Source organism: Gelidibacter pelagius (assembly GCF_017581925.1).
In the GTDB taxonomy this organism is placed as follows: Bacteria; Bacteroidota; Bacteroidia; order Flavobacteriales; family Flavobacteriaceae; genus Gelidibacter; species Gelidibacter pelagius.
Window position 1 is genome coordinate 108,070 of sequence record NZ_JAGEVG010000015.1, and the last position, 26,663, is coordinate 134,732.

The 26,663-nt window shown below is 36.9% G+C and carries 25 protein-coding genes; 2 read left to right on the forward strand and 23 right to left on the reverse strand.

Going from position 1 to position 26,663, the window contains the following annotated elements; translation table 11 throughout:
* Nucleotides 1-43 precede the first annotated feature (43 nt).
* From J4051_RS13450 to mutY, 11 genes are all read right to left on the reverse strand, one after another.
* Complete coding sequence (locus J4051_RS13450; RefSeq protein ID WP_208234390.1) at nucleotides 44-652, reverse strand: hypothetical protein; 609 nt, start codon at nucleotides 650-652, stop codon at nucleotides 44-46.
* A complete protein-coding gene (rpoN, locus tag J4051_RS13455) occupies nucleotides 649-2,109 on the reverse strand; it encodes an RNA polymerase factor sigma-54 (protein WP_208234391.1) in 1,461 nt (486 codons plus the stop codon). The genes J4051_RS13450 and rpoN overlap by 4 nt, the downstream gene beginning before the upstream one ends.
* Before the next feature lie 142 nt (nucleotides 2,110-2,251).
* Entirely contained in the window at nucleotides 2,252-3,685 is a 1,434-nt protein-coding gene (gene asnS, locus J4051_RS13460) for an asparagine--tRNA ligase (protein WP_208234392.1), read from the reverse strand.
* A gap of 105 nt (nucleotides 3,686-3,790) precedes the next feature.
* Entirely contained in the window at nucleotides 3,791-6,190 is a 2,400-nt protein-coding gene (locus J4051_RS13465; protein WP_208234393.1) for an efflux RND transporter permease subunit, read from the reverse strand.
* Between the two features lie 50 nt (nucleotides 6,191-6,240).
* The gene (locus tag J4051_RS13470) at nucleotides 6,241-7,524 is read right to left on the reverse strand and encodes a hypothetical protein (RefSeq protein WP_208234394.1); all 1,284 of its coding nucleotides are present in this window, start codon (nucleotides 7,522-7,524) and stop codon (nucleotides 6,241-6,243) included.
* Between the two features lie 59 nt (nucleotides 7,525-7,583).
* Complete coding sequence (gene frr / locus J4051_RS13475) at nucleotides 7,584-8,141, reverse strand: ribosome recycling factor (protein ID WP_208234424.1); 558 nt, start codon at nucleotides 8,139-8,141, stop codon at nucleotides 7,584-7,586.
* A 58-nt stretch (nucleotides 8,142-8,199) separates the two neighbouring features.
* Entirely contained in the window at nucleotides 8,200-8,907 is a 708-nt protein-coding gene (gene pyrH / locus J4051_RS13480; RefSeq protein WP_208234395.1) for a UMP kinase, read from the reverse strand.
* Nucleotides 8,908-9,059: 152 nt separating this feature from the next.
* A complete protein-coding gene (gene gldD / locus J4051_RS13485) occupies nucleotides 9,060-9,638 on the reverse strand; it encodes a gliding motility lipoprotein GldD (protein ID WP_449528485.1) in 579 nt (192 codons plus the stop codon).
* Nucleotides 9,638-10,945 carry a gliding motility-associated protein GldE gene (locus J4051_RS13490; RefSeq protein WP_208234397.1) on the reverse strand — a complete coding sequence of 436 codons (1,308 nt, stop codon included), beginning with the start codon at nucleotides 10,943-10,945 and terminating at the stop codon, nucleotides 9,638-9,640. The genes gldD and J4051_RS13490 overlap by 1 nt, the downstream gene beginning before the upstream one ends.
* A gap of 24 nt (nucleotides 10,946-10,969) precedes the next feature.
* On the reverse strand, nucleotides 10,970-11,404 hold the full coding sequence (locus tag J4051_RS13495; protein WP_208234398.1) for a single-stranded DNA-binding protein: 435 nt from the start codon (nucleotides 11,402-11,404) through the stop codon (nucleotides 10,970-10,972).
* 302 nt (nucleotides 11,405-11,706) lie between these two features.
* Complete coding sequence (mutY, locus tag J4051_RS13500; RefSeq protein ID WP_208234399.1) at nucleotides 11,707-12,750, reverse strand: A/G-specific adenine glycosylase; 1,044 nt, start codon at nucleotides 12,748-12,750, stop codon at nucleotides 11,707-11,709.
* A 134-nt stretch (nucleotides 12,751-12,884) separates the two neighbouring features.
* On the opposite strand from mutY, the gene J4051_RS13505 reads away from it, so the two are divergent.
* Complete coding sequence (locus tag J4051_RS13505; protein WP_208234400.1) at nucleotides 12,885-13,175, forward strand: HU family DNA-binding protein; 291 nt, start codon at nucleotides 12,885-12,887, stop codon at nucleotides 13,173-13,175.
* Nucleotides 13,176-13,493: 318 nt separating this feature from the next.
* Nucleotides 13,494-15,035 carry an Rne/Rng family ribonuclease gene (locus J4051_RS13510; RefSeq protein ID WP_208234401.1) on the forward strand — a complete coding sequence of 514 codons (1,542 nt, stop codon included), beginning with the start codon at nucleotides 13,494-13,496 and terminating at the stop codon, nucleotides 15,033-15,035.
* A 1,101-nt stretch (nucleotides 15,036-16,136) separates the two neighbouring features.
* Here the strand turns inward: J4051_RS13510 and J4051_RS13515 are convergent.
* The 12 genes from J4051_RS13515 to J4051_RS13570 all read right to left on the reverse strand — a co-directional run bounded on the left by J4051_RS13515 (nucleotide 16,137) and on the right by J4051_RS13570 (nucleotide 26,537).
* On the reverse strand, nucleotides 16,137-16,373 hold the full coding sequence (locus tag J4051_RS13515) for a hypothetical protein (RefSeq protein WP_208234402.1): 237 nt from the start codon (nucleotides 16,371-16,373) through the stop codon (nucleotides 16,137-16,139).
* A 9-nt stretch (nucleotides 16,374-16,382) separates the two neighbouring features.
* On the reverse strand, nucleotides 16,383-16,868 hold the full coding sequence (locus J4051_RS13520) for a hypothetical protein (protein WP_208234403.1): 486 nt from the start codon (nucleotides 16,866-16,868) through the stop codon (nucleotides 16,383-16,385).
* 189 nt (nucleotides 16,869-17,057) lie between these two features.
* Nucleotides 17,058-17,765 (reverse strand): hypothetical protein, encoded by a 708-nt coding sequence (locus tag J4051_RS13525; protein ID WP_208234404.1) that lies wholly within the window; start codon nucleotides 17,763-17,765, stop codon nucleotides 17,058-17,060.
* The gene (locus J4051_RS13530) at nucleotides 17,722-18,159 is read right to left on the reverse strand and encodes a hypothetical protein (RefSeq protein ID WP_208234405.1); all 438 of its coding nucleotides are present in this window, start codon (nucleotides 18,157-18,159) and stop codon (nucleotides 17,722-17,724) included. Before J4051_RS13530 ends, J4051_RS13525 begins: the two co-directional genes overlap by 44 nt.
* 68 nt (nucleotides 18,160-18,227) lie before the next feature.
* The gene (locus tag J4051_RS13535) at nucleotides 18,228-18,530 is read right to left on the reverse strand and encodes a hypothetical protein (protein ID WP_208234406.1); all 303 of its coding nucleotides are present in this window, start codon (nucleotides 18,528-18,530) and stop codon (nucleotides 18,228-18,230) included.
* 9 nt (nucleotides 18,531-18,539) lie between these two features.
* Entirely contained in the window at nucleotides 18,540-18,875 is a 336-nt protein-coding gene (locus tag J4051_RS13540; protein WP_208234407.1) for a hypothetical protein, read from the reverse strand.
* Between the two features lie 277 nt (nucleotides 18,876-19,152).
* A complete protein-coding gene (locus J4051_RS13545; RefSeq protein ID WP_208234408.1) occupies nucleotides 19,153-21,492 on the reverse strand; it encodes a transglycosylase domain-containing protein in 2,340 nt (779 codons plus the stop codon).
* Between the two features lie 91 nt (nucleotides 21,493-21,583).
* Nucleotides 21,584-22,276, reverse strand: a complete 693-nt coding sequence (locus J4051_RS13550) for a DUF4369 domain-containing protein (protein WP_208234409.1) — start codon at nucleotides 22,274-22,276, stop codon at nucleotides 21,584-21,586.
* A 140-nt stretch (nucleotides 22,277-22,416) separates the two neighbouring features.
* The gene (locus J4051_RS13555; protein ID WP_236027443.1) at nucleotides 22,417-23,631 is read right to left on the reverse strand and encodes a DUF819 family protein; all 1,215 of its coding nucleotides are present in this window, start codon (nucleotides 23,629-23,631) and stop codon (nucleotides 22,417-22,419) included.
* 552 nt (nucleotides 23,632-24,183) lie between these two features.
* Complete coding sequence (locus tag J4051_RS13560; protein ID WP_208234411.1) at nucleotides 24,184-24,369, reverse strand: Arc family DNA-binding protein; 186 nt, start codon at nucleotides 24,367-24,369, stop codon at nucleotides 24,184-24,186.
* 149 nt (nucleotides 24,370-24,518) lie between these two features.
* On the reverse strand, nucleotides 24,519-25,379 hold the full coding sequence (locus J4051_RS13565) for an SPFH domain-containing protein (RefSeq protein ID WP_208234412.1): 861 nt from the start codon (nucleotides 25,377-25,379) through the stop codon (nucleotides 24,519-24,521).
* A gap of 237 nt (nucleotides 25,380-25,616) precedes the next feature.
* On the reverse strand, nucleotides 25,617-26,537 hold the full coding sequence (locus J4051_RS13570) for an alpha/beta hydrolase (RefSeq protein ID WP_208234413.1): 921 nt from the start codon (nucleotides 26,535-26,537) through the stop codon (nucleotides 25,617-25,619).
* Between the last annotated feature and the right edge of the window lie 126 nt (nucleotides 26,538-26,663).

A 26,663-nucleotide genomic window follows, 5' to 3' on the forward strand; every position in this document is an offset into this window, starting at 1 on the left:
CATGATCACGTAGAGATCACGTATCAGTGATATTTTAAGCGTTCTAAAGCCAATAATTCAACAATACCAATTGTGGGACCAATCCGACTAAAAAACCAATTAATAATTCTGCATTGTTATGTGCTTTTAGGTGCAATCGGGAAGTTGCAATACCACCTATAATAACAAACATTAAGGCGATAGTACCATTGATGTTGATCTTAAAATGAATGCTTAAAGCCACCGCAAACATAAAAAATCCAGCACTGCCAATCATGTGAATACTCGCCTTGAATCTTAGAATTGCCAAGACCAAGCAAGTTAAAGTAGAGAAGAGGATGCCCAAATAGAAATAGTACAATTCTGGTATCTCGTCATGAGACAGGACTCTTTTTAAAATCAAGAATATGATCAATACATTTAGTATCAATGGAATGATACGCTCTCTGGTCGTTTTCAGCTCTAAAGATTCTACTCTTTTAATAGTTTTAAGCAAAAAATATAAAAGTATTGGTAAAATGATTGTTAAGATAGTAATGGAGAAAACTTTCGCTTTCATCACAGGCTCAGGAATGAAACGAGGCGTTTTTGAGAAATAAAAAATCACACCAAGTAGAGGCATGAGCAAAGGATGAAAAATGTAGGAAATGCTTTTTAAAAGATAATGAATCATAATTGTTTTCGTAATCGCGCTACAGAAATATCTAATTGTTCCCTGTATTTGGCAACTGTGCGTCGAGCGATAGGATAGCCTTTTTCTAATAAGATAGCCGCCAATTTTTCATCGGTAAGTGGCTTGCGCTTGTCTTCATTTTCAATGACGGTTTCCAGTATTTTTTTTATTTCACGTGTAGAAACTTCTTCACCTTGATCGTTGGTCATGGATTCGGAGAAAAACTCTTTGATCAATTTCGTACCATAGGGGGTATCCACATATTTACTGTTCGCAACACGCGACACTGTAGAAACATCCATTTCAATTTCTTCTGCAATATCCTTTAAGATCATTGGCCTTAGCTTGCGCTCATCGCCAGTTAAAAAGTAATCCTTCTGATAGTGCATTATTGAACTCATCGTCACGAACAAGGTCTGCTGACGCTGCTTGATGGCTTCAATGAACCATTTGGCGGCATCCAGTTTTTGTTTGATGAACATCACCGCATCTTTTTGCGATTTCGATTTGTCCTTGGCCTCCTTGTAACCTTTCATCATATTGGTGTACTCTCGAGAAACATGCAGCTCTGGTGCATTTCGACCGTTTAAGGTAAGCTCTAATTCACCATCCACGATTCTGATTGCAAAATCTGGAACCACGTGTTCCACAATTCGATTATTGCCAGAATAAGAACCACCCGGTTTGGGGTTAAGCCGTTCTATTTCCTCAATGGCATCTTTAAGCTGAAGCTCGGTGATGTCAAACTTCTGAATTAACTTTTGGTAATGTTTTTTGGTGAACTGATCGAATGCATTATCAATAATCTCAATCGCCAACTCCACATCAGGATTTTTTTCCTTACGATGCAGTTGGATGCTCAGGCATTCTTGAAGATTTCGTGCTCCAACGCCAGCAGGATCCAATTGATGGACCACATGGAGTACTTTCTCTATCGCTTTCTCATCCGTAAACACGTTTTGGGTAAAGGCCAAATCGTCAGTAATATCAGCCAATGATCGTCGGATATAGCCACTTTCATCTACGCTACCCACTAAAAACTCAGCGATATCACGCTCATCATCAGTCAATCTGAAGGTGTTGAGCTGATTGGTTAAATATTGTGTGAAAGACGTGCCTGCGGCAAAAGGCATATCTCTATCCTCATCGTCTGCACTATAGTTACTGACTTGAGTCCTGTAATCAGGAATATCGTCATCACTCAAATACTCGTCAACATTGATGTCTTCACCAATTTGCTCATGCTCTTCATAGTCGTCCTGAGTATTGTCAAATTCATCCAGTTGATTGTCAAATTCATCCGTTTCCTTTCCAGACTCTAAGGCTGGATTTTCTTCCATCTCCTGCTTTAAACGTTGTTCAAATGCTTGCGTAGGCAATTGGATCAGCTTCATCAACTGAATCTGTTGCGGCGACAACTTTTGTGATAATTTGAACTGTAAATACTGTTTAAGCATGGGTTTTAAAAGATTTAGTCTAAAAATAGAAAAAACAATCTACATAAGTAATAAATGGAGATTGTTTTGTGAAAAATTTACGTTTTCAGACCTTATAGCGCTTGACTTTGAGGGGCAAAAGCTAGTTAGGTTTGTTTGCTATTTAAAAGTCGGCATTATGCGGCGTTCTTGGAAAAGGAATGACATCCCGGATATTGCCCATTCCTGTCACAAACATGACCAAACGCTCAAAGCCAAGTCCGAAACCAGAATGTACTGCAGTACCGTATTTGCGTAATTCCAAATACCACCATAATTCTTCTTCATCAATATCCAAGGCTTTCATTTTTTCCTTGAGAACATCCAAGCGTTCTTCACGTTGTGAGCCTCCAACCATCTCACCAATACCAGGGAACAAAATGTCCATGGCACGAACGGTTTTTCCATCTTCATTCAAACGCATATAGAATGCTTTGATATTGGCTGGATAATCAAATAAAATCACTGGGCATTTAAAGTGTTTTTCAACTAAAAAACGCTCGTGCTCACTTTGAAGATCAGTACCCCATTCTTCAATTGTATATTTGAATTGTTTCTTTTTATTCGGTTTTGAATCTTTTAAAATATCGATAGCTTCCGTATAACTTACACGTTTGAAATTATTTTCAATGACAAATTTCAGCTTGTCAATCAGGTTCAATTCTGAACGATCAGCCTGTGGTTTTGTTTTTTCTTCATCCAACAAACGTTGCTCTAAAAACTCGAGGTCCTCACGATTGTGTTCCAATACATATTTAAGGACCGATTTGAGGAAATCTTCAGCCAAATCCATATTCCCAGCCAAATCCATAAAAGCAACCTCAGGTTCAATCATCCAAAATTCTGCCAAATGGCGTGACGTATTGGAATTTTCGGCTCTAAAAGTGGGTCCAAACGTATAGACTTTACCTAATGACATGGCATAAGCCTCAGCTTCCAACTGTCCAGAAACGGTCAAATTGGTTTCCTTGCCGAAGAAATCCTGTTTATAATCTACTTCACCATCTTCAGTCAATGGAGGGTTTTTAGGATCCAATGCACTTACACGAAACATTTCACCCGCACCTTCAGCATCACTTCCGGTAATGATCGGCGTGTGCATATAATAAAACCCGTTGTCGTTAAAATATTTATGAATGGCGAAGGACAAAGTGGAGCGCAGACGCATTACGGCGCTGAACGTATTGGTTCTGGTGCGTAAATGTGCGTTTTCACGTAAAAACTCGAATGAGTGCTTCTTAGGTTGAATAGGAAAGGTCTCTGGATCAGAGTCTCCCAAAATAACAATTTTTTCTACTTGTATTTCAACAGATTGTCCCTTGCCTTGACTTTCGGTCAATTGGCCTTTAATATGAACTGCAGCACCAGTGGTAATTCGTTTTAAGGTTTTTTCGTCGGTGTTTTGAAAGTCTACAACGCATTGTATGTTTTGAAGAGAAGAGCCATCATTTAAAGCGATAAATCGATTAGCTCTAAAGGTTCTTACCCAACCTTTAATGTCAACGTCTTCCGATTTGAAATCGGCCTTTAATAGTTGTGCAACGGTTTTAGATGTCATTGTCATAAAATTTAAGAGTGCAAAGATAAAAAAAGCCTATGAGGTTTCAAGTACCAAACGATGAAATTGTATATTCCATCTCACACTGTTGGAATTTCGAGTTATTTAATTGGAGTTTTCGTCAGTGTCGTCGTCCTCAGGAATGATGTTAATGGTAGGTTGCTTCAATGTTTCCTTGTTGGCAATACTTCTCTCTAAGGATAAAAGTAAGGATGGCAACAACAATAAGTTGGACAACATGGCGAATAATAACGTGGCAGATACCAAAGCACCTAATGCGACAGTACCTCCAAAGTTGGAAAGCGTAAACACCGAAAACCCAAAGAACAGGACAATGGAGGTGTAAAACATACTCACCCCAGTTTCTCGTAATGCTCCATAAACTGATTTTTTGATCTTCCAATTGTTAGCTTGTAATTCTTGACGGTACTTAGCCAAAAAGTGAATGGTGTCATCTACAGAAATTCCAAAAGCAATACTAAACACTAAAATTGTAGAAGGTTTTAAAGGAACGCCCAAATAGCCCATCAATCCTGCGGTAATCAATAAAGGTAAAAGATTGGGAATTAACGAAATGACAATCATTCGAAACGATCTGAACAGATAGGCCATAAATAAGGCAATCAAGAAAATGGCAAGTGATAGGGAGATGGCTAAATTCTTCACTAAATAGTTCGTGCCTTTTTGGAACACCAAGGCCTTACCCGTCATGATGACGTTATAGTTTTCGGCCGGAAATAGTTTGTTGATTTCCATTTGAAGGTCTTCTTCTATACGTTCCATTTTGTCCGTACCAATATCTTTCATAAAGGTGGTGATTCGCGCGTAGCGACCTGTACTGTCCACAAAACTTTGTAAAAGATCGGCTTCCGTGGTGGAGTTTTTGGCGTACGACAAGATGAAACTGTTCTCTTGACTTGTTGGCAATTGGTAGTATTTTGGATTGCCATTATAATACGCTTGTTTGGAATATTTAACCAAGCTCACTACAGAAATCGGACGGGATAATTGAGGTATTTCATTAATACACTCTTCCAATTCATCCATCCGCTTGAGCGTACTCAATCTCATGACCCCTCTTTTTCTTTTGGTATCCACCATAATTTCCAAAGGCATAATTCCATTGAATTCACTTTCAAAAAAACGGATGTCTTTGAAGAATTCGGTGTTTTGAGGCATGTCTTCGATGAGGCTACCGGAAATTTTAATTTGAAAAATTCCAATCAAACTTACGGTCAACAAAGTCACTGCAGTAATGTAAATGGTGATGCGGCGTTCTTTGACCATACGCTCCATCCAATTAACAAACCCGCTGGTCCATCGACGGTTAAGATGCTCTAAATGACGCTCTTTCGGGAAGGGTAGAAAGGTGTAAATAATGGGAATAATAAGTATTGAGAGCAAAAAAATGGCAAGAATACTTAAAGAGGCTACAACTCCAAATTCCTTTAAAAGTGCACTTTCTGTCAAGATAAAGGTGGAAAAACCTACAGCTGTTGTAGCGTTGGTCATTAAGGTAGCGTTTCCGGTTTTGGTGATGACCCGCTGTAGAGACCTGACTTTGTTCCCGTGGTTTTTGACTTCCTGTTGATATTTGTTGATCAGAAATATACAATTGGGAATCCCGATCACGATGATCAAAGGCGGAATCAAAGCGGTTAAGACTGTTATCTCATAACCCAAAAGTCCAATAATGCCAAAGGTCCACATCACGCCAAATGACACGACGACCAATGCGATCATAGTGGCCCTAAACGATCTAAAAAACAAAAAGAAAATTAACGAGGTCACTAACAGTGCTGCACCAATGAACAAGCCAATTTCATCGACGATGTTTTGCGAATTGAGGGTTCGGATATAGGGCATGCCTGAGACCCGAACGTCTAAATCATATTCTGCTTCAAATTTTTCAACATTGGTTTGAAGAATGTCAATAATGAAGTCCTTCCTTGCCGACGTGTTTACAATGTCTTTGTTGAGATATATGGCCGTTCTTATGGTACGCGTTTCTTTGTTAAATAGAAAGTTGTCATAAAAAGGATATTGTTGAAAAAGCTCTTGTTGCAGGGAGTCTATTTCAGCTAAAGATGACAAAGAATCCTTGATAAAAGGTTGCAAGTCAAACTTTTGTTTTTCAGTATTTTTAACAAGTTTTTGTAAATCTTTTATCGATAGAACGGTTTCAACTTCATCATAATGTTTGAAGCTCTCTGAAAGTCGGTTCCAGGCATTAAGCTTTTCTACCGTAAAAAGTGAAGGGTCTTTGACTCCAAGAACTATGAGATTGCCTTCTTCCCCAAAAATCTCCAGAAATTGATTGTAAGTGATATTGACGTCATGGTCATCAGGGAGAAGATTGGCCTCCGTAAAGGTAAAGCGCATGTTTTTCCATTGCGTACTCAGGAAAAGTGTGGCTAAGACGATAAGGACGAGGATAATAATTTTGTTGCGCAAAATCAATCGCGCTACAACTTCCCAGAAACTTTTTGTAGACAGTTTGGACATAGTGTTTATTGCTGCAACAAAGGTAAAAAAACAAAAGATTAAACTTTTGTTTACAGACTAATATTAAAAGTGAATTTGGCGGCAATATTATCCGTCAATTTAGGCAGATGATAAGCGCCGTAGCGGTAGGCAAAACTTAAGCCGAAACCAAAAAGGATTTTATTCAATTCCAGGCCTGCCTCAGAGTAGCCTTTATTGAGGGTGCCAAATTCAATGTCTTGATGACGTTCTATATGATCCATATTTCCTAATGCGAAACGTGAAATGAAGACCATTTGTGGCTGCATACGTTTAGAAATATTAAAAGGTTTGAGGTAGTGTTTAAGTTGAAGTGTTGCAAATCTGTCTGAAAAAAACTCGTTAAAATACATGGTTTCGAAACTATTGATGCCCGCAACAGAGAAACGGTTCAAGATGGTGGCTTTATTAATGTTGTTGGGGTAGGTGTGATATAAATGTGTCAATGGCGTTTTGCCCTTAGATACACCACCGGTCAATGTAGCTTCTGTGAAAGAACTGCCATCAGTATTGAAATTCAATTTGTAGATGGTTCTAAAATCGGCTTTGAAAAAATTAAAATCGGCACCTAAAACATCTTTAAAGTTTTTGGATACTTGTAGTGTAAAGTTTGGGAAACCTTCTTTTTCGACTTCGATGTCGCCAACCGATTCAAAAGTATTGAATGGGTTCCACTGGAGTGATACTTTGGCCATACTCATGCGAAACTCTTTAAATGCGGTATCATCTACAAAAAAGGTGTAGTCGTAGGTGGTGGTAATATTGCTTCTTGACAATTCAATTTCTGACAGCAAATAAGGAGTGATTCTGTGTTCAAGAGAAATGTTTTTGGTAATATGATGATGAAACAAACTGATGTTTAGCAATCGGGGTTCAAAAAATGAAAAAAAGCGTTTATCTGTCAAAAAGGTTGAGCTCCCTGTTTCTTGCAAGTCGTCAGTATAGGAAAAATCCACCCATGTATCAGTACTTTTTGAAATTCTAAATCCACCACCAATACTGTATTTAAAATTATGGTCCTTAAATCCGTACACCACATAGCCAACCATACGGTATTTCTCAGATAGGTTATCGTTGGTTCTTCCGCCCAGACCTGTTCTAATCCCTTCATACTGATTGAATTTTATTAAATATCTTAGGTCAATATCTATATATTTAGTGGGAAAGAACCCATTCCCAATCTGTTTGAAAAATTTGCTTTTCCTGAGAGAGTCTTGTTCTACAACGCTGAGAGTATCTCCTATTTTATCAGGGATTTGTGACTGCGCAGACCATATACAAAAGATAAAAAAAAGGCAAGCGCAGTATTTTTGCATATAGCGAAGGGTTAATAATTAAATTAAAGCTAAAAAAGCGACTTATGAGTCGCTTTTAATTATACGGTCATGATCTCCTTTTCTTTTATTTCTAAGGCATCATCAATCTTCTTAACGTATTTATCAGTTAATTGTTGTACATCTATCTCTATACCTTTTTGAAAATCTTCGGATAGATCTTCCAGTTTTTTGATTTCTGTATTGGCATCTTTTCTTGCACTACGAACACCAATTTTTGCGTCTTCCGCCTCTGCTTTAGCCTGTTTTGCCAATTCGCGACGGCGCTCTTCAGTTAAAGGTGGTACATTGATAATGATAAGATCGCCATTGTTCATTGGGTTGAATCCCAAGTTTGCAATCTGGATACCTTTTTCAATTTCTTGGAGCATCTTTTTTTCCCAAGGCTGTACCGCTATTGTTCTACCGTCAGGCGTATTTACGTTGGCTACTTGCGCCAATGGTGTTTGAGCTCCGTAGTAATTGACCATGACACTTCCTAACATGGCCGGGCTTGCCTTACCTGCTCTAATGTTTGAAAATTGTTTTTCAAGATGCTTGATGGCATTCTCCATCGCTTCTTTTGTGCTGTCTAATATAAAATTAATCTCTTCGTTCATCATTAAAATTTTTAATTTCTAAAACATTTCAAAAAATGAGCCAAACGGCTTTTTTGATTTATAGATTTACTTTTGTTCCAATTTTTTCTCCAGAAACCACTTTTAAAAGGTTTCCTTTTTTGTTCATGTCAAATACAATAATTGGCAATTCATTTTCCTGACTTAGCGTAAATGCTGTAGTATCCATCACTTTTAATCCTTTACGTAACACATCATCAAAAGTGATATGGTCAAATTTGATTGCGGATCTATCTTTTTCAGGATCGGTATTGTAAATGCCATCTACACGTGTGCCTTTTAAGATAACGTCAGCTTCTATTTCAATAGCTCTTAAAACAGCTGCCGAATCTGTTGTAAAATAAGGATTTCCGGTTCCGCCACCAAAAATGACCACACGGCCCTTTTCTAAATGACGCATTGCTTTTCTTCTTATAAATGGTTCAGCTACTTGATTGATATGCACAGCAGATTGAAGTCGTGTCGGGATGCCAGCATCCTCCAGGGCACTCTGTAGAGCCAACCCGTTAATAACCGTTGCCAACATGCCCATGTGGTCGCCTTGTACGCGGTCCATGCCATGGCTTGCTCCTGCAACCCCTCTGAAAATGTTCCCTCCACCAATGACGATAGCTACCTCAACACCCTGTTCTGTAATGGCTTTAATGTCTTCTGCATACTCTGCCAATCGTTTCGGATCAATTCCGTATTGACGATCTCCCATTAATGCTTCGCCAGATAATTTGAGGAGGATTCTTTTATATTTCATGTGTTTATAAATATTATTTTTCAAGGGTCACATGCTGCTCGGCATTAATCGTTCCGTTGGATATTAACATTTTGAGCATGCTCATTTCATGAGTTGTGTTGAAAAGTTTAGCAAATATAATGATTATTGTAATTTACAAAAGTAGAAGTTGTTTATTTCCATCTTAAGGTTTCCATGATGTGCTTGATATCCTTTTTTAAATAGTCTGCCGCAGGTAGAATGGAGTCATAATTTGGTTTCGCATAAAAATAGAGCGATCCATTCAAAAAATGATTGATGCTATCTGTGACATAAAATTGGGATTGCGATGCGGCATTGCCACCAATCTCGTAGAACATTCCATAAACACGATGGTCTTTGTTCTCATAAAAATCACCTTCAATGGCATCGGCCTTTTGTGTGTGCTCTTGGGTTAGGTTCTGTGAATCTCTAATAAGTGGAATAAGATTGTCTTCCGTTACCTTTATGTAAGTCAGGTAAATTGTCCCTTTTAGTGTTGGGTAGTCAATATTGACACCATAAGATAGATTCTTAGAATCCATTTTGATTTTCTTTATGCGCTCTGCCAAGGTGTTTTTTTCAAAAACGAAGGGTAAATCAGCATCAATTTCTTGATATTCTGCTTGCGGATAATCCAATCTTAAAAAACCTTTTGGTTTTGGAACGGGGTCATCTCCGCAAGAAAAACAGAGTAAAACGGTCAATACAAAAACAAAGAGTTTGGCTTTTATCATTTTAAAATGGTGAATTTTACGAGTTTGATGCGCTTTTTATCTAACGCTTCAATTGTGAAAACGTAATTCTTAAAATTTATTTTACTGTTTCGCCTTGGGAAAATTCCTGAAATTTCCAATACAAAGCCAGCGATGGTTTCTGCTTCACCTTTATTATTTTCAAAATCTGAATCGTCATCGAGATTGACAATCTTATAAAAATCTTTCAAAGGTGTTTTGCCATCAAACGAATAGTTGTGCTCATCAATCTTACTATAGGTCAGATCATCATCATCAAACTCGTCACTTATATCGCCTACGATTTCTTCAATAACATCTTCCAAAGATACTAAACCTGAAGTTCCTCCATACTCATCAACCACAACGGCCAAATGCACTTTTTTCTCTTGGAACTCAGCCATTAAATCGTCCAATTTTTTGTTTTCAGGTACAAAAAACGGATCGCGTAATAAGGCGGTCCAGTCAAATTGCTTTCTGTCAATATAAGGCAAAAGGTCTTTAACGTATAAAATTCCAACAACAGTATCAATGGTTTCTTTATAAATAGGAATCCTGGAATACCCGTTTTTGATGATTTCTGGAATGATTTCAGAATACTTTAGTTCGGTATTCAAAGCGAAAATATCAATCCGTGGACGCATGACCTGTTTGGTGTCCGTATTACCGAAGGAGACAATCCCTTGTAGGATTTTGTGTTCTTCCATGGTGGTTTCATGCTCACCGGTAAGTTCCAAGGCCTGAGATAATTGATCCACGCTAAGGTTGGATTTTTGTTTCCCCAATTTATTGTGGATGCCAATGGTAATTGAGCGCATAGGCAAACTAATTGGCGAAAAAAAGATATCCAAGAATTTGACGGGTTGCGCCATGAACATAGCGAATTTGATTCGGTTTCTGTTGGCATAAATCTTAGGAATTATTTCACCGAAGAGTAAAATCAAGAAAGTGACGACAACTACTTCTAAAGTGAAACGTATCCAACTAATAGTGATTTGGTGGAACATAAACTTCCCGATCGATGCAAATAAAATAACGATGGCAATATTGATGAAGTTGTTGGCCACAAGAATGGTAGCCAATAATTTTTTAGGGCGTTCCAGAAGTCTTGAAATAATCTGGAAGGCGGTCGATTTTTCCTCTAAACCTTTATCAATATCTGAACGGGTTAAAGAGAAAAAGGCCACTTCGGCACCTGAAATAAGGGCAGAACAAGCGAGCAGGGCAACTATTAAAATGACACCTATAATAAACTCGAAGTTCTCAGAATATTGAAGGAATAGGAATTGCGTGGGTTCAGGGTCCAATACAAAAGAAATTAGTTAGAATTTTTAAAACGGTAAATCGTCATCTTGTTTAGGGTCCGCAATCTCTGGATTAGGATTTGTTGCAAATTGTCCTTGGTTTGGAGCATTCTCCTGGCTTTCTTTTTTGGTAGTTAAAAACGTGAAATCCGTGCATTGGATTTCTGTCGAATAACGCTCAATGCCTTTGTCATCAGTCCATTTTCTTGTTTTGATGCGGCCTTCGATATAGACTTTATCGCCTTTACTCAAATATTTCTCGCAAATTTCAGCAGCTTTATTGCGTACAACTATATTATGCCATTCGGTATTGCTAATACGCTCATTGGTTTGTTTACTTGTATAAGTCTCGTTGGTCGCTAATGGGAACCTTCCAACACAATTCTTATCATCAAAATAGTGCATTTTCACATCGTCGCCCAAGTGTCCAATTAACATGACTTTATTTAAAGTACCTGACATAATTATTTTAAAATTTAATTGCAAAATTAACCATTTGCATTGATTTTCTTAAAAGTAATGAAAAAATATGAGTTAATATTTATTGGGTTTGAATTTATCACGCTGAATTGATGATTCTTTCGATGCCATTCTTCAGTACGGGAACATAAAAATTCAGAAGCAATAGATATTGTATGCTATCAATTTTTAATGAAACTAATTAGACGGATTGATTTTCAATCTCGACATAGAGTTGAGTTTTAACAGCTCCTCTGTGTAGCTCAATTTTCCTCCGTGTATCTCTGTGTAAGAACATGCATAGCTCAAGCATCAAAAAACTCATCTATAAAATTACTAATCAAGATAGACGTAGGATAACGTTTTAAATCCGCAATTGGGATTCCTTTTTGTGGGAGCTGATCAATTTCTACAATCCAAAATTTGGTATGCAAATGTTGGTGTGAAAGTTTGTGAACAATGTCTATATTATTATAGAGACTAAATTCGAAAGGGGTATCTTCAAAATAGGACACTATAAAAGGATGCTTTTTAAAGTCTGCAATTTTAAGTTTTTTTTCTGACTCCATTAAAGGGAACTGATAAAGATTCTGCCAAATACCTTTATGCGTCCTTTTTTGAAATATGGTTTTTTTGTCTGTTGAAAGCATCACTATAAAATTGAAGTATTTTGTGCTGATCTTTGTCTTTTTTAGTTTAACCGGTAATTGATCGATTATGTTTTTTTGAAGTGCCACGCAGCTCTCATTTAAGGGACAAGCATTACAATTCGGATTTCTTGGTTTACATTGTATCGCGCCAAACTCCATAATGGCTTGGTTATAGTCCGACGGATTTTGATGATCTATTAAGGAGGTGGCGAGTGTTTTAAATTCTTTAATGCCTTTTGTGGAGTTTATGGGGGTGTCAATTCCGAAATATCGTGACAATACTCTATATACATTGCCGTCAACAACTGCTGTTGGTTCATTGAAGCAGATGGAAGCTATGGCACTGGCCGTATAATCACCAACGCCTTTCAGATTTAAAAGGTCTTTATAGGTGTTAGGGAAAATGCCATTGAGTTCATTGGCAACATGTTTTGCGGAGGCATGTAGATTTCGAGCCCTAGAATAATAACCCAATCCTTGCCATAGTTTTAAAACCTCACTTTCTTGAGCGTTTGCAAGATCAAAAACTGTTGGATATTTGTTGACAAACGCATCATAATAAGGCTGCCCTTGCGTTATTTGTGTCTGTTGTAAGATTATTTCTGATAACCAGATGTTATAGGGGTTTTTGGTATTCCGCCAAGGCATGTCGCGCTTATGCTCTGAATACCAAAAGGTTAATGTCCTGCTAAAATTCATATTTTTTTGTAAAACTGAACAAAAATAAACCTTTACAACGTTAAATTTTAATTAATTAGGCTTGAAATATTGAAATTAAAATGCCTATATTTGCGTCCCTTATAATTAATAGATAAACCCTAAAATTAATAACAATGACAAAAGCTGATCTAGTAGCGAAAATTTCTGAGAGATTAGGAATAGAAAAAGGAGATGTCCAGGCAACCGTTGAAACGTTTATGGATGAAGTTAAAACATCTTTAGAAGGTGGAGACAATGTCTACTTAAGAGGTTTTGGAAGCTTTATTATCAAAACAAGAGCGGAGAAAACAGGTAGAAACATTTCAAAAAACACCACTATCAAAATACCAGCACACAACATTCCAGCATTTAAGCCTGCAAAAGTATTTGTAGAAAGTGTGAAAATGAATGTCGAAGTAGAGTAACAACATTAAAGGAAATATTAATCTAAAAAAAGACTTGATTTATGCCAAGTGGTAAAAAAAGAAAGAGACATAAGGTAGCGACGCATAAGCGTAAAAAACGTAGACGCGCTAACCGTCACAAAAAGAAAAAGTAGTTTTATAACTACTTTTTCGGTTTTACAGTAACGTTCTTTGATATAAAATTTATGCTTGGCCGCTGATTGTGGTCTAGTTAGATTTACCGGAATTATCCCGATGAATTATCGGGAATCCTGTGTCAAAAAATTTAGTATAATCCATCTGTTGGGATGTATGTCACAACGGATTTAAATTAACATCATGGATAAAGAATTAATTATTCGTTCGAGTTCAGATTTTGTTGATTTTGCCTTATTAAAAGATGGAAAACTTATTGAATTACATAAAGATGAAGAGGATAACAACTTTGCGGTTGGTGATGTGTTTATTGCCAAAATCCGTAAAGCTGTTCCTGGGCTAAATGCTGCATTTGTTAATGTAGGTTATGAGAAAGATGCATTTTTGCATTATCATGATTTAGGCCCAAAATTACCTTCACTTTTGAAATTCGTAAAACGTGTAAGCACAGGGAAACACACAGATTTTCTACTCAAAAACTTTCAATTTGAAAAAGATATTGACAAGGACGGCAGTATTGCTGACGCCTTAAAATCAAATCAATCCCTCTTGGTCCAAATTGTAAAAGAGCCCATTTCAACCAAAGGACCTCGCCTTAGTAGCGAGTTGTCAATTGCCGGAAGGTATATTGTTTTGGTACCATTTTCTGACCGAATTTCTATTTCTCAAAAGATAGAATCAAAGCAAGAAAAAGATCGTTTGAAACGATTGGTCAAAAGCATTACCCCTAAAGGCTTTGGCGTTATTGTCCGAACGGTTGCTGAAGGTAAAAAAGTTGCTGAGATAGACACTGATTTGCAGAATTTGTTGGGCCGTTGGACCGCAATGTGCAGAAAACTAAACAAAGCACCCCACCCAAGTAAGGTACTTGGAGAAATGAACAAAGCATCCTCAATTTTGAGGGATATTTTTAATGATTCGTTCTCAAGTATTGTTGTGGATGATGAGGAACTTTATATGCAAATCAAAGATTACGTGCATCAAATTGCACCAAAAAAGGAATCGATTGTAAAACATTATCAGAATGGCGTGCCCATTTTTGAGAAACATGGTATTGAGCGACAAATTAAAACTTCATTCGGTCGTACGGTATCCATGGCAAAGGGTGCTTATATTGTGATAGAACACACCGAAGCACTCCATGTGATTGATGTGAACAGTGGCAATCGATCCAACAAAGAAAAAAATCAAGAGGATACTGCTTTAGAAGTCAATTTAATTTCAGCTACTGAAATTGCCCGACAGTTGCGTTTACGCGACATGGGAGGCATCATTGTGGTGGATTTTATTGACATGTCCAATGCAGAGAATCGGAGAAAACTGTACAATCACCTTCGTGATGAAATGAAGGATGATAAAGCAAAGCATAAAATATTACCTCCTAGCAAATTCGGTCTGATACAAATTACAAGGCAGCGTGTGCGCCCAGAAAGGAATATTGAAACAAAAGAAGAAAATCCAGATGGCAGCGGTGATGATATTGAAGCACCAATCAAGGTAGTTCAACGCATTACTCAAGACATGGAACGGATTTTCAAAAAAGACTACAAAAAGGTGACCTTAAACACACATCCTTTTATAGCAGCCTTTTTGACCAAAGGATTTCCATCCTTAAGATCAAAATGGTTTTTAGAACATAAAAAATGGGTAAAAGTATTGCCCAGAGATGCTTACACATATCTTGAATACCATTTTTTCGATAAAAATGGAGACAAAATCGATTAATTGATAAACCCCTTATTTCTTTGGAAGTAAGGGGTTTTTTTTGCGCTAATTTTAGCGATAGGGTGACCTCCTATCCCCACGCTGGCGTCGCTTGCAGCCAGTGCCTCTACTTTCATAATTTTAAAAAAGGTCGTTATTAAGATTGTTACTTCAGTAGATAGCTATACGCTTGTTCAGCTTGTTATCTCAAGGCTTTCAATTATAGAGACTGGAACAATTTTGAATTTTTTATCTTCTTTTATTATTAGAATTAAGTTGACACCTTTTAATCTTTTAAAATCAATATTAAAAAAATCTTTTTTGGAGGTAAGTTCAATTTCTTTAATGCTCTTTGTTTCGTATATTTTATCAACTGATTTTTTTTAAAATAATCTCACATTATGCTTATAGCACATTCCATAATATTCTTTTTTCTTATTTCACTCCACATATTCACAGTCTTTAAAGTCATCATATAATAGATAAATTTCGTCGTTATTCGAACAATTGTAAAAAAGCCCAAAGCACAAATAAATAGCGATTAAGTTCGCTGTCCGGAATTTTAAAGTTTTGTTCTGATCAGTTTTTACAGTTGGTATCATTATTTCTGGCTTTAGTTTTAATGCTGTATAATGTGTTTTATTGAGCCGCGGTTAGGTCAAATACACCTTGGGAAGCTAACATTTGATAATCCTCAAAAAGTCACAAAAAGTTCATTATCATATTATTTTTAGTACGGTCGGCATTCGGATAATAAATTTATCTCGCATGATATCATGACTGTAGTCAGCCAAACCCTTCTCATTTATGTACTGACTATAAAGCTCTTTGAACGAAGCATTGTAGTTGTTATAATGTTTTCCTAAAAATGCATGTGCAATTTAATGAACCAGAATTGCAGCAATCTCAATTGATGATAATTGATCAATTATTTTAGCATTAAAATGAATTTGAATATTCCCGCTTTCTTAATCTAAGACTGTTTTTTCTCCAATAGAATTAGGTAGGTTGGTCACCATCTTAAACTTTAAATCGTTATTGCCAATATTACCATTTTCGAACTCTATGAATAACTGGGTGATTAAATTGTGTGGGTTTCGAATCCCGCTCTTTAATAATTTATCATAAACATTTTGCTTTGCCCGTAAGCTCATTGATGATTTCTTCTTCCAAAACCTCCCCTCCATAAATTCCACCGCCACCAAAAGTCCAATTGTTCTCGCAGCCCACTTCATAATTACCCTGATTTTGACCGCCATCAGTTGGATACATATAAGAGATAGAGACATAAGGTGTTGGTGGTGATGGCGCTCTGGTTTCTATGATTACTGTAAAATAACGCTTATTGAAAAAACTCACTTTGCGATGTTAATGATCAACAATAGTAATGCCGACCTTGTAGGAGACATATTCATTATCATCTATTTTTTTTAAGAAATAGATGTCTTTAAAATCATAATCTTGTTTCGCTATCTTTTTCCAACTATTATTGAGGATCCATTCATAATCCACTAAGTTCAGTCTGTCAATTTCGCAGCTTGATGCTTTAAGTCTTTCAGCTGCGAGAACTTCAAAGGTTAATTTTCTAACTTTAATGTTAAGATTGTCCCTGCCACTTGCTGGATCAAAATGATAGGCGCCATTCTTTTTTGCTTCTTCAACTTTTTTTTGGTGGTAATCATACTCTTCTCTATTATATATAGTAATATAGGTTCTATTCAGATCGAAATTACCAGTAATGTAATAGTCCAAATCAGCATTGTTTAATACAAAATATACATCTTCTTTTTTTTGAGAAAAGGATATTATGGAGTGTGAAAGCATTATTAAAAACACAATCTTATTGACATTCATTTTTTTTAGATTTTTTATAATTTGCAATAACAGTTATTATTCGTGTTTTCTCCTTTTTTGCGCGGGGTCGGCATATTGATTTTCCCAAGCTTTAGTATTTGAAAAATGATTTATAACAAACTACACTAAATTTTATCATAGCGCGAAGTTTTTAGGTATTGCTGCCATTAGATAAAAGACCTTACAATTCTAATCTTCTCTCTTTCGCCAGGTGGTGATGCTTCCGTTTTTATTCCTGACCGTAAAATATTTTCGTTTAATTTTTTCTATTTGAAGGGTGTCTATTTGGTTTCTTATAGGTAGACCATAGCCATCTTTTTGTAAAAAAACAGAGATGACTTGGTTGTAATTTCTATCTAAGGAGAATTTATAGGATTGAAAACCCACATTTGAAATTTCGACCTGTAACGTATTACTGTTTTTTTTTAATTCTATTGCCGCAATACCCTTTTTGTTTGAGGCAACCCCGTTGAAACCGTATTGCGCTAAGCTATCTTTATAAATAACACTTACCGCTGGTAGCCGAAGACTATCAAAATCAAAAACATTGAATTGTATATGAATGGAATCCTTGTTATTAGTCCATATTTCTGAAAAATGGTGTCCTGTTTTTATTGGTTCAGTTTTATTGTAATTTAAAATTAGCTTGTTATCCTTGAATAGATACTCCCCATGTCCGAATCCAAACACTCCAGTGTCACCACTATATTCATACGCGAAATTTTTTTCCGTTTCAAATGTTAAACAATTAGATATGTTCTTCAAATCGTAGTCTTTACAGTATGATTCATTAAACTTAATTTGAGCTTGTGTACTTATACAAAACATGCCTACCAAAATCAATATGAATATTTTAGCATTTTGTACCCTTTGAACTTCCATTTCCATCTTGTTCATTTTTTAGTATATTTTTGATTATATCTCTATCTGATTTATTAGGTACTAAAGCTTTAAAGGAATCTGTTGCGATTTGATTCCCATAGGAATCTTCGTAATAGAGCCCTCCATATGCCATACTTTTATAATATTCCCAATCTATGGTTTGATGACCTCTGGAATCTCTTCTTGTAATGCCTCCCGTACCATATTTCTGGTCCCAGCTTACGTGCGAAATTGCCATAGCATCGACATATTGGCCCATAAACTCGTGGTGAAATCTGTTTTTTTCTACCGCTGTACCGTTGGGATTAAATCTGTTATCTGTAGCGTATTTATCCATTGCAATCTTAAAATTCCAGTCATACAGGTCAATGAAATTTGCATATTTTGTATTCAAATAGGCATGAGCCATTTATTCCAGTTATTCTCGCAGCCCACTTCACAATTACCCTGATTTTGACCGCCACCAGTTGGATACATTTAGGCGATTGAGACATAAGGTGTTGGTGGTGACGGCGCACTGGTTTCTATGACAACCTCATCTAACGAGCACCAATCACAGATTTTAAAGGGGCACGCACAACTGCCATCGGTGTCATTGGTGGAGTCCCGTTTTAATATGGCGCTACTTTCACCACCTTGGGCGGTGTTATCCGTATATTCAGATACGATGGCGTTATTTTCCAGCTTAAAGGCTTTTAAAAAATTTCCATTGATGTCTGTTATTAAAATTTCGCCAGAAAACTGAGTGTCTGTTGAATGTTCGAATGGGTTTAAGCTCACCACGGCACTTTACACTTCACCGTTTATTTCTAATAATGCCAATTTGCTATTTAAAAAGCCATGGATCGTTGTAACAGGTATGACGGCAAGCTGTTCATTACTATTGGTTATGGCTTCATAATTAATCTCTGGTACTACCGAGGTGATATAGCTTTGTGTAGCACTGCGTTTTTGTGCCTGTTCGGTCTGATTTATAAAGTCAAGAGCTTTATGTAAATCTACGGTTTTGAAATAACTGTCATTTTGTGCCAGGTCATCTTTCTTGTTACAGGAGGATAACACGATTGACAATGCAAAAATCAAAACTAAGGGGGGGGTGAATAATTTTCTGTAGTGGTTTAACATGGCTTATGTTTTATGGTTTTGCAATCAAGTTAAGCAATAAATTTTACATTTACTTACGGGAAAACCGTAAAAAAGCTAAGGTAAAACCGTAGTGTTTTGTGTTTATTTGGGATGTGTTGCTTCAAACAGCTTAAGGGAAAACAAAAAAGCATAAGTTAATTTGGACCAACAAACTAGTGTCGGAAACCGCAATAATATGCTTTTCAGGACCAGAAAATGGATAAGACATTGGGTGGAAAAATGGAAAATGATTGGAAAAAAAATATGGTAAAGCTCATCAGTTTTGATGTTCTTTTTCCTCTTTATCCTTCTTCTTCAGCCATCCAAAAATACCACCACCTTTCTTTTTTTCTTTCTTTTCAAATTTGCGCTCGTCTTTATTACTGCCAAAAAGACGTTTGAAAAAGCCGTCAGTTTTTGTGGGCTCGCAATCCAAAGCATTCAAAACAGTTTCAGAAGGGATCTCAAAAGGAGCTTTGGTGATGCTGTTATATTTGGAATCCGCATTTAGTTTTTGGAGGTATTTCGCAAAAATAGGCAATGCCGAATTCGCACCTTGGCCAAGTCCGGTAGAGCTAAATCCTATCTGTTGATTGTCATTGCCAACCCAGGTTACCGTAACCAATTTTGGCATAATCCCAACAAACCAGCCGTCTTTGTTATCTTGTGTTGTTCCAGTCTTTCCTGCAATGGCATTAGGTAATTGGAAGCTTGATCTTAACCGTGCAGCAGTACCTTCGTTGACTGTAGCTTTCATGAATTCCAGCATCACTTGTCTGGTGTCATCACTGAAGGCCATGTCCATCTTCGTAGGGTCGTCTGGATGTAGATCCTCATAAGAGGCGATGATATTTCCATCTTTATCTTCGATTTTCGTAATAAAGACTGGATTTGACGGTCTACTTCCATTAACATAGCTGGTATATGCTGTGGCCAGTTCCAAGACCGTAAGGTTTGAAGATCCCAAAGCGATGGATGGGACGGCCTGAATGTCACTTTTGATGCCCATGCGTTTCGCCTGATCAATGACTTTATTAATCCCGGTTTCATAAAGAACTTTTACGGCAATGGTATTAATGGAATTGCTCAATGCATATTGCATCGAGTAATTCAAATCGTCATCTTCAGTGCCTCCAGCATTTGTGGGGCGCCAATTATCTACATCAGTATAGGTAATCGCTTTTATCGGGAAATAGGTGCACGGATCCATCCCGTTATCCAATGCTGCGGTATATACAATAGGTTTAAATGTAGAACCTACTTGTCGCTTGCTTTGTACGATATGGTCAAATTGGAAAAAGCCGTAATCTATACCACCAACATAAGCTTTAATGGCACCATTGGCAGGATCTAAGGAAACAAGGCCGACGTTGAGGAATTTAGAATAATATTCCAAACTATCTAAAGTGGACATGGATTTGATCGTGGTTTCATCCCAAGAGAATAAATCCGTTTGATGTTTTTGACTCAAGGAATCTTCAATGGCTTTTTCATTTAAACCTTGTGCTTTGAGTTTTTTGTAGACTTTTAACCTTTTTTTTGCGGCTTCAAAAGCATGCTTTCCTTTGAGCCAAGGTGCATTCTGTCCGTAGGCTTTTTCAAATTGGCGCTGCAAATCGCTCATGTGCTCTTTCATGGCCGCTTCTGCATAGCGTTGCATCGTATTGTCTAAGGTGGTGTAAATTTTCAAACCATCATGATAAATATTATACATCTCACCATCAGGTTTCAGGTATTTTTTCTGTTTCAGTAAACTGTCCAACTGCTTTTTAATCTGTGCTCTAAAATATGGGGCCAACCCTTCGTTGGGTGCATAATTTTGATAGTCGATGGTAATGCTATCAGTTTTGGCTTGCGTCCCTTCAGGAGTGGAGAGGTAGCCATATTTTTCCATTTGGCCGATGACCACGTTTTTTCTGACATGTGATTTTTCAGGATAACGGCGCGGATTGTAACTCGTGTTTGCTTTAAGAGATCCTACCAGGGCTGCTGATTGCACCAAGGTCAAATCTTTAGTATGGGAGTTGAAAAACTTTTCTGAAGCACTTTCAATGCCATAAGTGTTGTCTGGGAATGGCACTGTATTAAGATACAACGTGAGAATTTCTTCTTTTGAATAGAGGTTTTCGATACGCCTCGCGACAATGCTTTCCCTGATTTTGTTGATTACAATCCCAAAAGCGCCATAATTTTTTCTTCCAAAGAGATTTTTGGCCAATTGCAAGGTGATCGTGCTCCCACCTCCAGAAGAATCATTGGACATTAATATGCTTTTGAAGAAAACACGGAGCAAACTCTTGTTATCGATGCCATTGTGTTCATAAAACCGTACATCTTCCGTAGCAATCAAGGCATCAATTAAATGTTGGGGAAAATCAGAATATTTGATAGATTGCCTATCGTACACATAGATTTTGCCAATTAAATCATTGTTGGTATCCAAAACCTGGGTGGCTTGACTTTGTTTTAGACGCGCCAATTCTTCCGAATCTGGGATTTTCCCCCAGAAACCAAAATAAATACTCGCATAAAAACCAATAAAAAGAGCTAAGAGAATCCCTAAGCCGTAGCCTATTCTCTTAGCCCATTTGATGAGTTTAACTTTGTTAATGTTCATTAATTTAAAATGTCTTTTACAAAGTAACGGATATCTGTGTGAAGTATTTCAATATTGTAGTTGATTAATAACGACTTTAAAACATCAAAATTTATTCTTTTTTACGTTCGTCGATTAAGTCTTGCAATTCCTTTCCATATTTGGATGACTTAATAGCTGTAGGCAATGCTTTATTAATGGTGTCTAAATATTTTAGATTGGCGTCAGAGATTTCTGATACTGCCAAATAAGGAGCAATCTCACTGTCTTTATTGTTGATGGCAAAGTTGATAGTATATAAATATTTTCTGATAATCAAATTGTTGTATTCCTTTAAACTTGAGTCTATTTCAAGGGAATCTTGGCTTCTTCGGGCTTCGAGATTGTTTTTGATCAGCTCAAGGTTTTTATCTTGAAACCTTTCCATCATCAATTTGTATTCTTCTAATTTTTCTTGTTGTACGGAGCCTTTGATTTTTGCATCCATAAAGAAGTTTTTCAATGTGGTGTTGATTTCTGTAATGCCCTCAGCTGCGAAAAACGGAATGAGATAATCTTCTTCTCCGTGTTTATCAAGTTTTAGATAAAGAACCTCTGGTGCATCCAAATGCGTACGAAGCTCAAATAATGATTCACCAATGATGTTTAGAGAGTCAATAGAGACAAGCGTACTATCTTCAATCTTTTGAAGGTACACTGTTCCTTTTTTTAAATCTTTAATGGTGCCCTTAAGAGTGAAATTTGAATTATCCTTCGCACAGGACGATACAATAAGTAAGGTGATGATAAACGCTAATCTTTTCATTTATTTTTTTCGTATTTAATTACCGGGGGTTATGTCCGCTTCAGAATTAACTTTTTACCCTGAATCCTGAACTTTGAACTTTGAACTTTGAACTTTGAACTTTTTTGGTCGGCAAATATCCTATAAAATTCCATTTAAAACTAACCTACAGAAACTATTCTCATGAGTTCAGCACATAAAAGTGCCCCATAAGTTCCTACTACATATCCAAAAACAGCTAAAAGCGCACCTACCGTTGCCAATGATGGATGGAAGGCCGCTGCCACAACAGGGGCGGAAGCTGCACCACCAACGTTTGCCTGACTTCCAACGGCTAAGAAGAAGTAAGGAGCTCTAATAAGTTTGGCAATAAGGATAAGGAGTCCTGCGTGAATTGCCATCCACACCAAACCGATTAAAATAAGACCTGGATTTTCGAAAATCTTGCCTAAATCCATTTTCATACCGATAGTGGCAACCAGAATGTAAATAAAAACACTCCCCACCTTACTGGCGCCAGCACCTTCATAATTCTTAGCTTTTGTGAAGGATAATAAAATTCCAATTAGGGTTGCTATAGAAATTAACCAGAAAAATTGGCTCCCAAAAGATGATAATGCACTTCTTGGGTCGCTCACCGCAACAAAATTATTTGAAAGGTAAGTTGAGATGACGTCAGCGCCATAATGTGCAATACCAACCGCAACAAAAGCAAATGTCAGGATCATCAGTAAATCTGTCAATGTGGGAACACGAATTATTTTTTCACTAAAGCTCTGTACTTTTTCTTGCAATGCGTTGATTGCCGTATTATCTGCTTTTAACCAGTTGTCTATCTTTTCTCGCTTGCCAATTCCTAATAAAAGTACTGCCATCCAAATATTGGCCACCACAATATCTACCAAAACCATACCGCCGTACAGTTCTTGGTTAAAACCGTAAATTTCTAACATGGCTGCTTGGTTTGCACCTCCGCCAATCCAGCTTCCAGCTAACGTGGCTAAGCCTCTCCAAACGGCATCAAAGCCAGCACCTCCAACAGTTTCAGGTGAAAAGGTTGAGATGATCAGAATGGCAATTGGGCCTCCAATGACAATGCCGATGGTACCTGTAAAAAACATGACCAAAGCTTTCCATCCTAAGTTGAAAACAGCTTTCAAATCAATACTAATCGTCAGTAGAACCAACGAGGCTGGTAAAAGATAACGACTCGCAATATAATAGGTCTGTGAAATATCAGCAGAAATCAATCCCAAGGAATTGAAAATAGCTGGAATCATATAACACATTAAAAGTCCTGGAACGTATTTGTAGAATTTTGACCAGAAACCTTCCTTTTTGGATTCGGTATAAAAAACAAAACCAAGTGCAAGCATTAAAAGTCCAAAGACAATGGCGTCATTCTTAAAGAGCACAAATCGATTGACGCTTGAAGGCTTTACATGCTCGGTTACGGAAAGCAGATTTGATTGGTTATAAAAATTACTTTCATTGAGAACTATTAAGTTTTCATCGGAAAAACGATTGGTGGTATTCATTTTTAAATCGAATACTTTCTCCTTTTTTGATATTGTAATTGATGATTCACTTGAATACTCAATAGTATAGGTAGGGCCATTTGAGGTAAATTGTAAGGTGCCTTTTGAAAATTTCTTATTCAGGATCACCTGATTAATAATAAGTGAAGGGTCACTTGTAGAAAGTTTGATCTGAAACCGATTAAAGCTAATGGAATCAATGTTTACTGGAATATCAAAGTTCTCTGAATAGTTTTCATTGGCTTTATCAATGGTCAAAGTTTGAGCCTTGGCAGAAACAGAAGAAATAATAATTACTCCTAAAAACAATAAAATTTTATGAAAATGCGACATGGTAAGTTAGTTTGAACCGCAAAATACCACAATTTAAGTTTTAAAAAAAGCGACATTTTACTTGTCGCTTTTAGGAGTGTCGTTGTTGGATTGTCTTGGATGACGGTTCGCTTTCTTTAAAGCCTGCATGAGGATATACTCAATTTGACCATTGGTGCTCCTGAATTCATCAGAAGCCCATTTTTCAATGGCATTGAGCATCTCTTCATTAATGCGAAGTGCAAAGGCTTTTTTTTTGGACATTCGACTATCTGTTTTTATTGAGTTTTTTGTCGTTCATAACTATAATGTCTTTCCCAAGCCTCACAGATGTGAAGATTGAGAAGATTTATATGTTTTGCTTTGGCATTTATTAAATCAAATACTTTCAAATCATTTTATGTTTTTTATCGCTAATGATTCAAAGTTCCCGCATTCACAATTGGAGTGGCGTCTTTGTCACTGCACAAAATGACCATAAGATTACTTACCATAGCTGCTTTGCGTTCTTCGTCCAAATGTATGATATCTTTTTTGCTTAATTCTTCTAAAGCCATTTCAACCATGCTAACGGCGCCTTGCACAATTTTATGACGTGCGGCAACTATTGCAGTAGCTTGTTGGCGTTTGAGCATGGCATTTGCAATTTCCTGGGCGTAAGCCAGGTATCCAATCCTTGCTTCCAGAACTTCTATTCCAGCAATTGCTAAACGCTCCTCAAGTTCTTTTTCTAGCGCTTCGCTGACTTCGTTTACACTTGAGCGCAGGGTGATATCTTCGGTTAATCCTTCATCGGCAAAATTGTCATAAGGATACATGCTTGCCAGCTTTCTAACGGCTGCATCGGTTTGAACACGTACAAAGTTTTGATAATTATCGACATCAAAAGCTGCTTTATAGGTGTTCTCTACACGCCAGACCAATATGGTGCTAATCATGACCGGGTTTCCCAATTTATCATTCACTTTCAAGCGTTCACTGTCAAAGTTGCTTGCTCTTAAAGAAATCTTAGTTTTAGTGTAAAACGGAATTACCCAGTAAAAGCCATTTCTTTTGACGGTTCCCACATATTTTCCGAACAACAATAAAACTCGTGAGTTATTGGGTTGAACCATTAAGAATCCTGGAGCGATAAATACGGCTGTCACAATTGCTAAGGCGAATATGGGGTTTTCTGTCTTTATCATTACGACAATCCCCCCAACCATTAAGATCAGGAACAAAAACAGCATCAAGTAGCCGTTTGCTGGAATAATAATTTTTTCTTCTTTCATCTGGTAGTTATTTAAAATGATATCATATTGATATCATAAAGATAGATTAAAGGTTTTTAACACACAAATGGTTTCTGGCACGGAATTTGGAAGTAGGTGTATTGTAATAATTATGCTCTACATTACAAAAAAGGAGTAGTTAACCTTTAGAGATGTTAATATTACGATTTGGTTGGTTAGTTAGTAAAAAAGCATCTCGATTTCGGGATGCTTTTTTTATGGAAGTCATTGGAACATTTACTTTTTAATAAAAGCCACAATGTCTTTTATTAATTCTTCTGAAACTTTTCCGTTAGGATCGTTGTAGGATTTGGCATTTTCTTGAGCGTCTCCATGTATAATAAATAAAACATGGTTCATGTTCTCAATAATCTTTAATTCTGATTTTTCTGAGGCTTCGTGTAGTGCCTCTGCTTCTGAAACACTAACCTGTAGATCTTTCGTGCCATTAATAATTAAAATGGGAAGATCTAAGTTCTGTATGACTACGGCGGGATCATGTCTCATCCAGCTCATCATAAATTCCTGCACGCTGCTGTCAAATATGGATCCAAGCGCAGGTGGATAGTCGGTGGTTGTATTTCCAGATCTTAAAATATCAAAAACCCGTTTGGTCTCATCAGTAAACATAGGTGCTGTTTTTTGGACCTGTTCAATAACGACGGCATCAATAGATTGACCTGCACCTGCAAGAGATATAAGGCCATTAACACCTTGCTGAGCGGCCAACATACCTATTAAACTTCCTTGACTATGACCAATGATATAGATGTTTTCAAATTGTTGTTTCGTTTTAAAATAATTGACCACATCAATGGCATCTGACACAAAATCATCAAATTTGATGTTAGGATCCACATCGTTCATTTTAATCTGTTTGACGATCCGTTTGTCATATCTAAAAGTAGCAATACCATTTAAGGCAAGTTCTTTGGCTATTTTCTTGAAATTATTGGTTTTTAAAAAATTCTGATTGCCATCTCTATCGGTTGGACCTGAGCCAGCAATAATAATGGCGAGTTGATCTGAGCCGGAATTTGGAACCACCAAACTGCCGTCAATCCATTTTGAAACACTAATCTGTGTTTCAGAATAGTTTATTTCTTGACCAGACGCTAGAGAAGTAATAAGGCTAAAAAGAAGAATTAAAGTTCTCATAAATTTATTTTTTTTAAAGGATAAAACTATGTTCCCGATAGCTCCTAAAATCCGCATGTCTATTTTAAAGGGTATCCTTTTTTAAGGATTTGAGAGTGGAAATGTTCCTGTTCCTTGTTTTCGAGA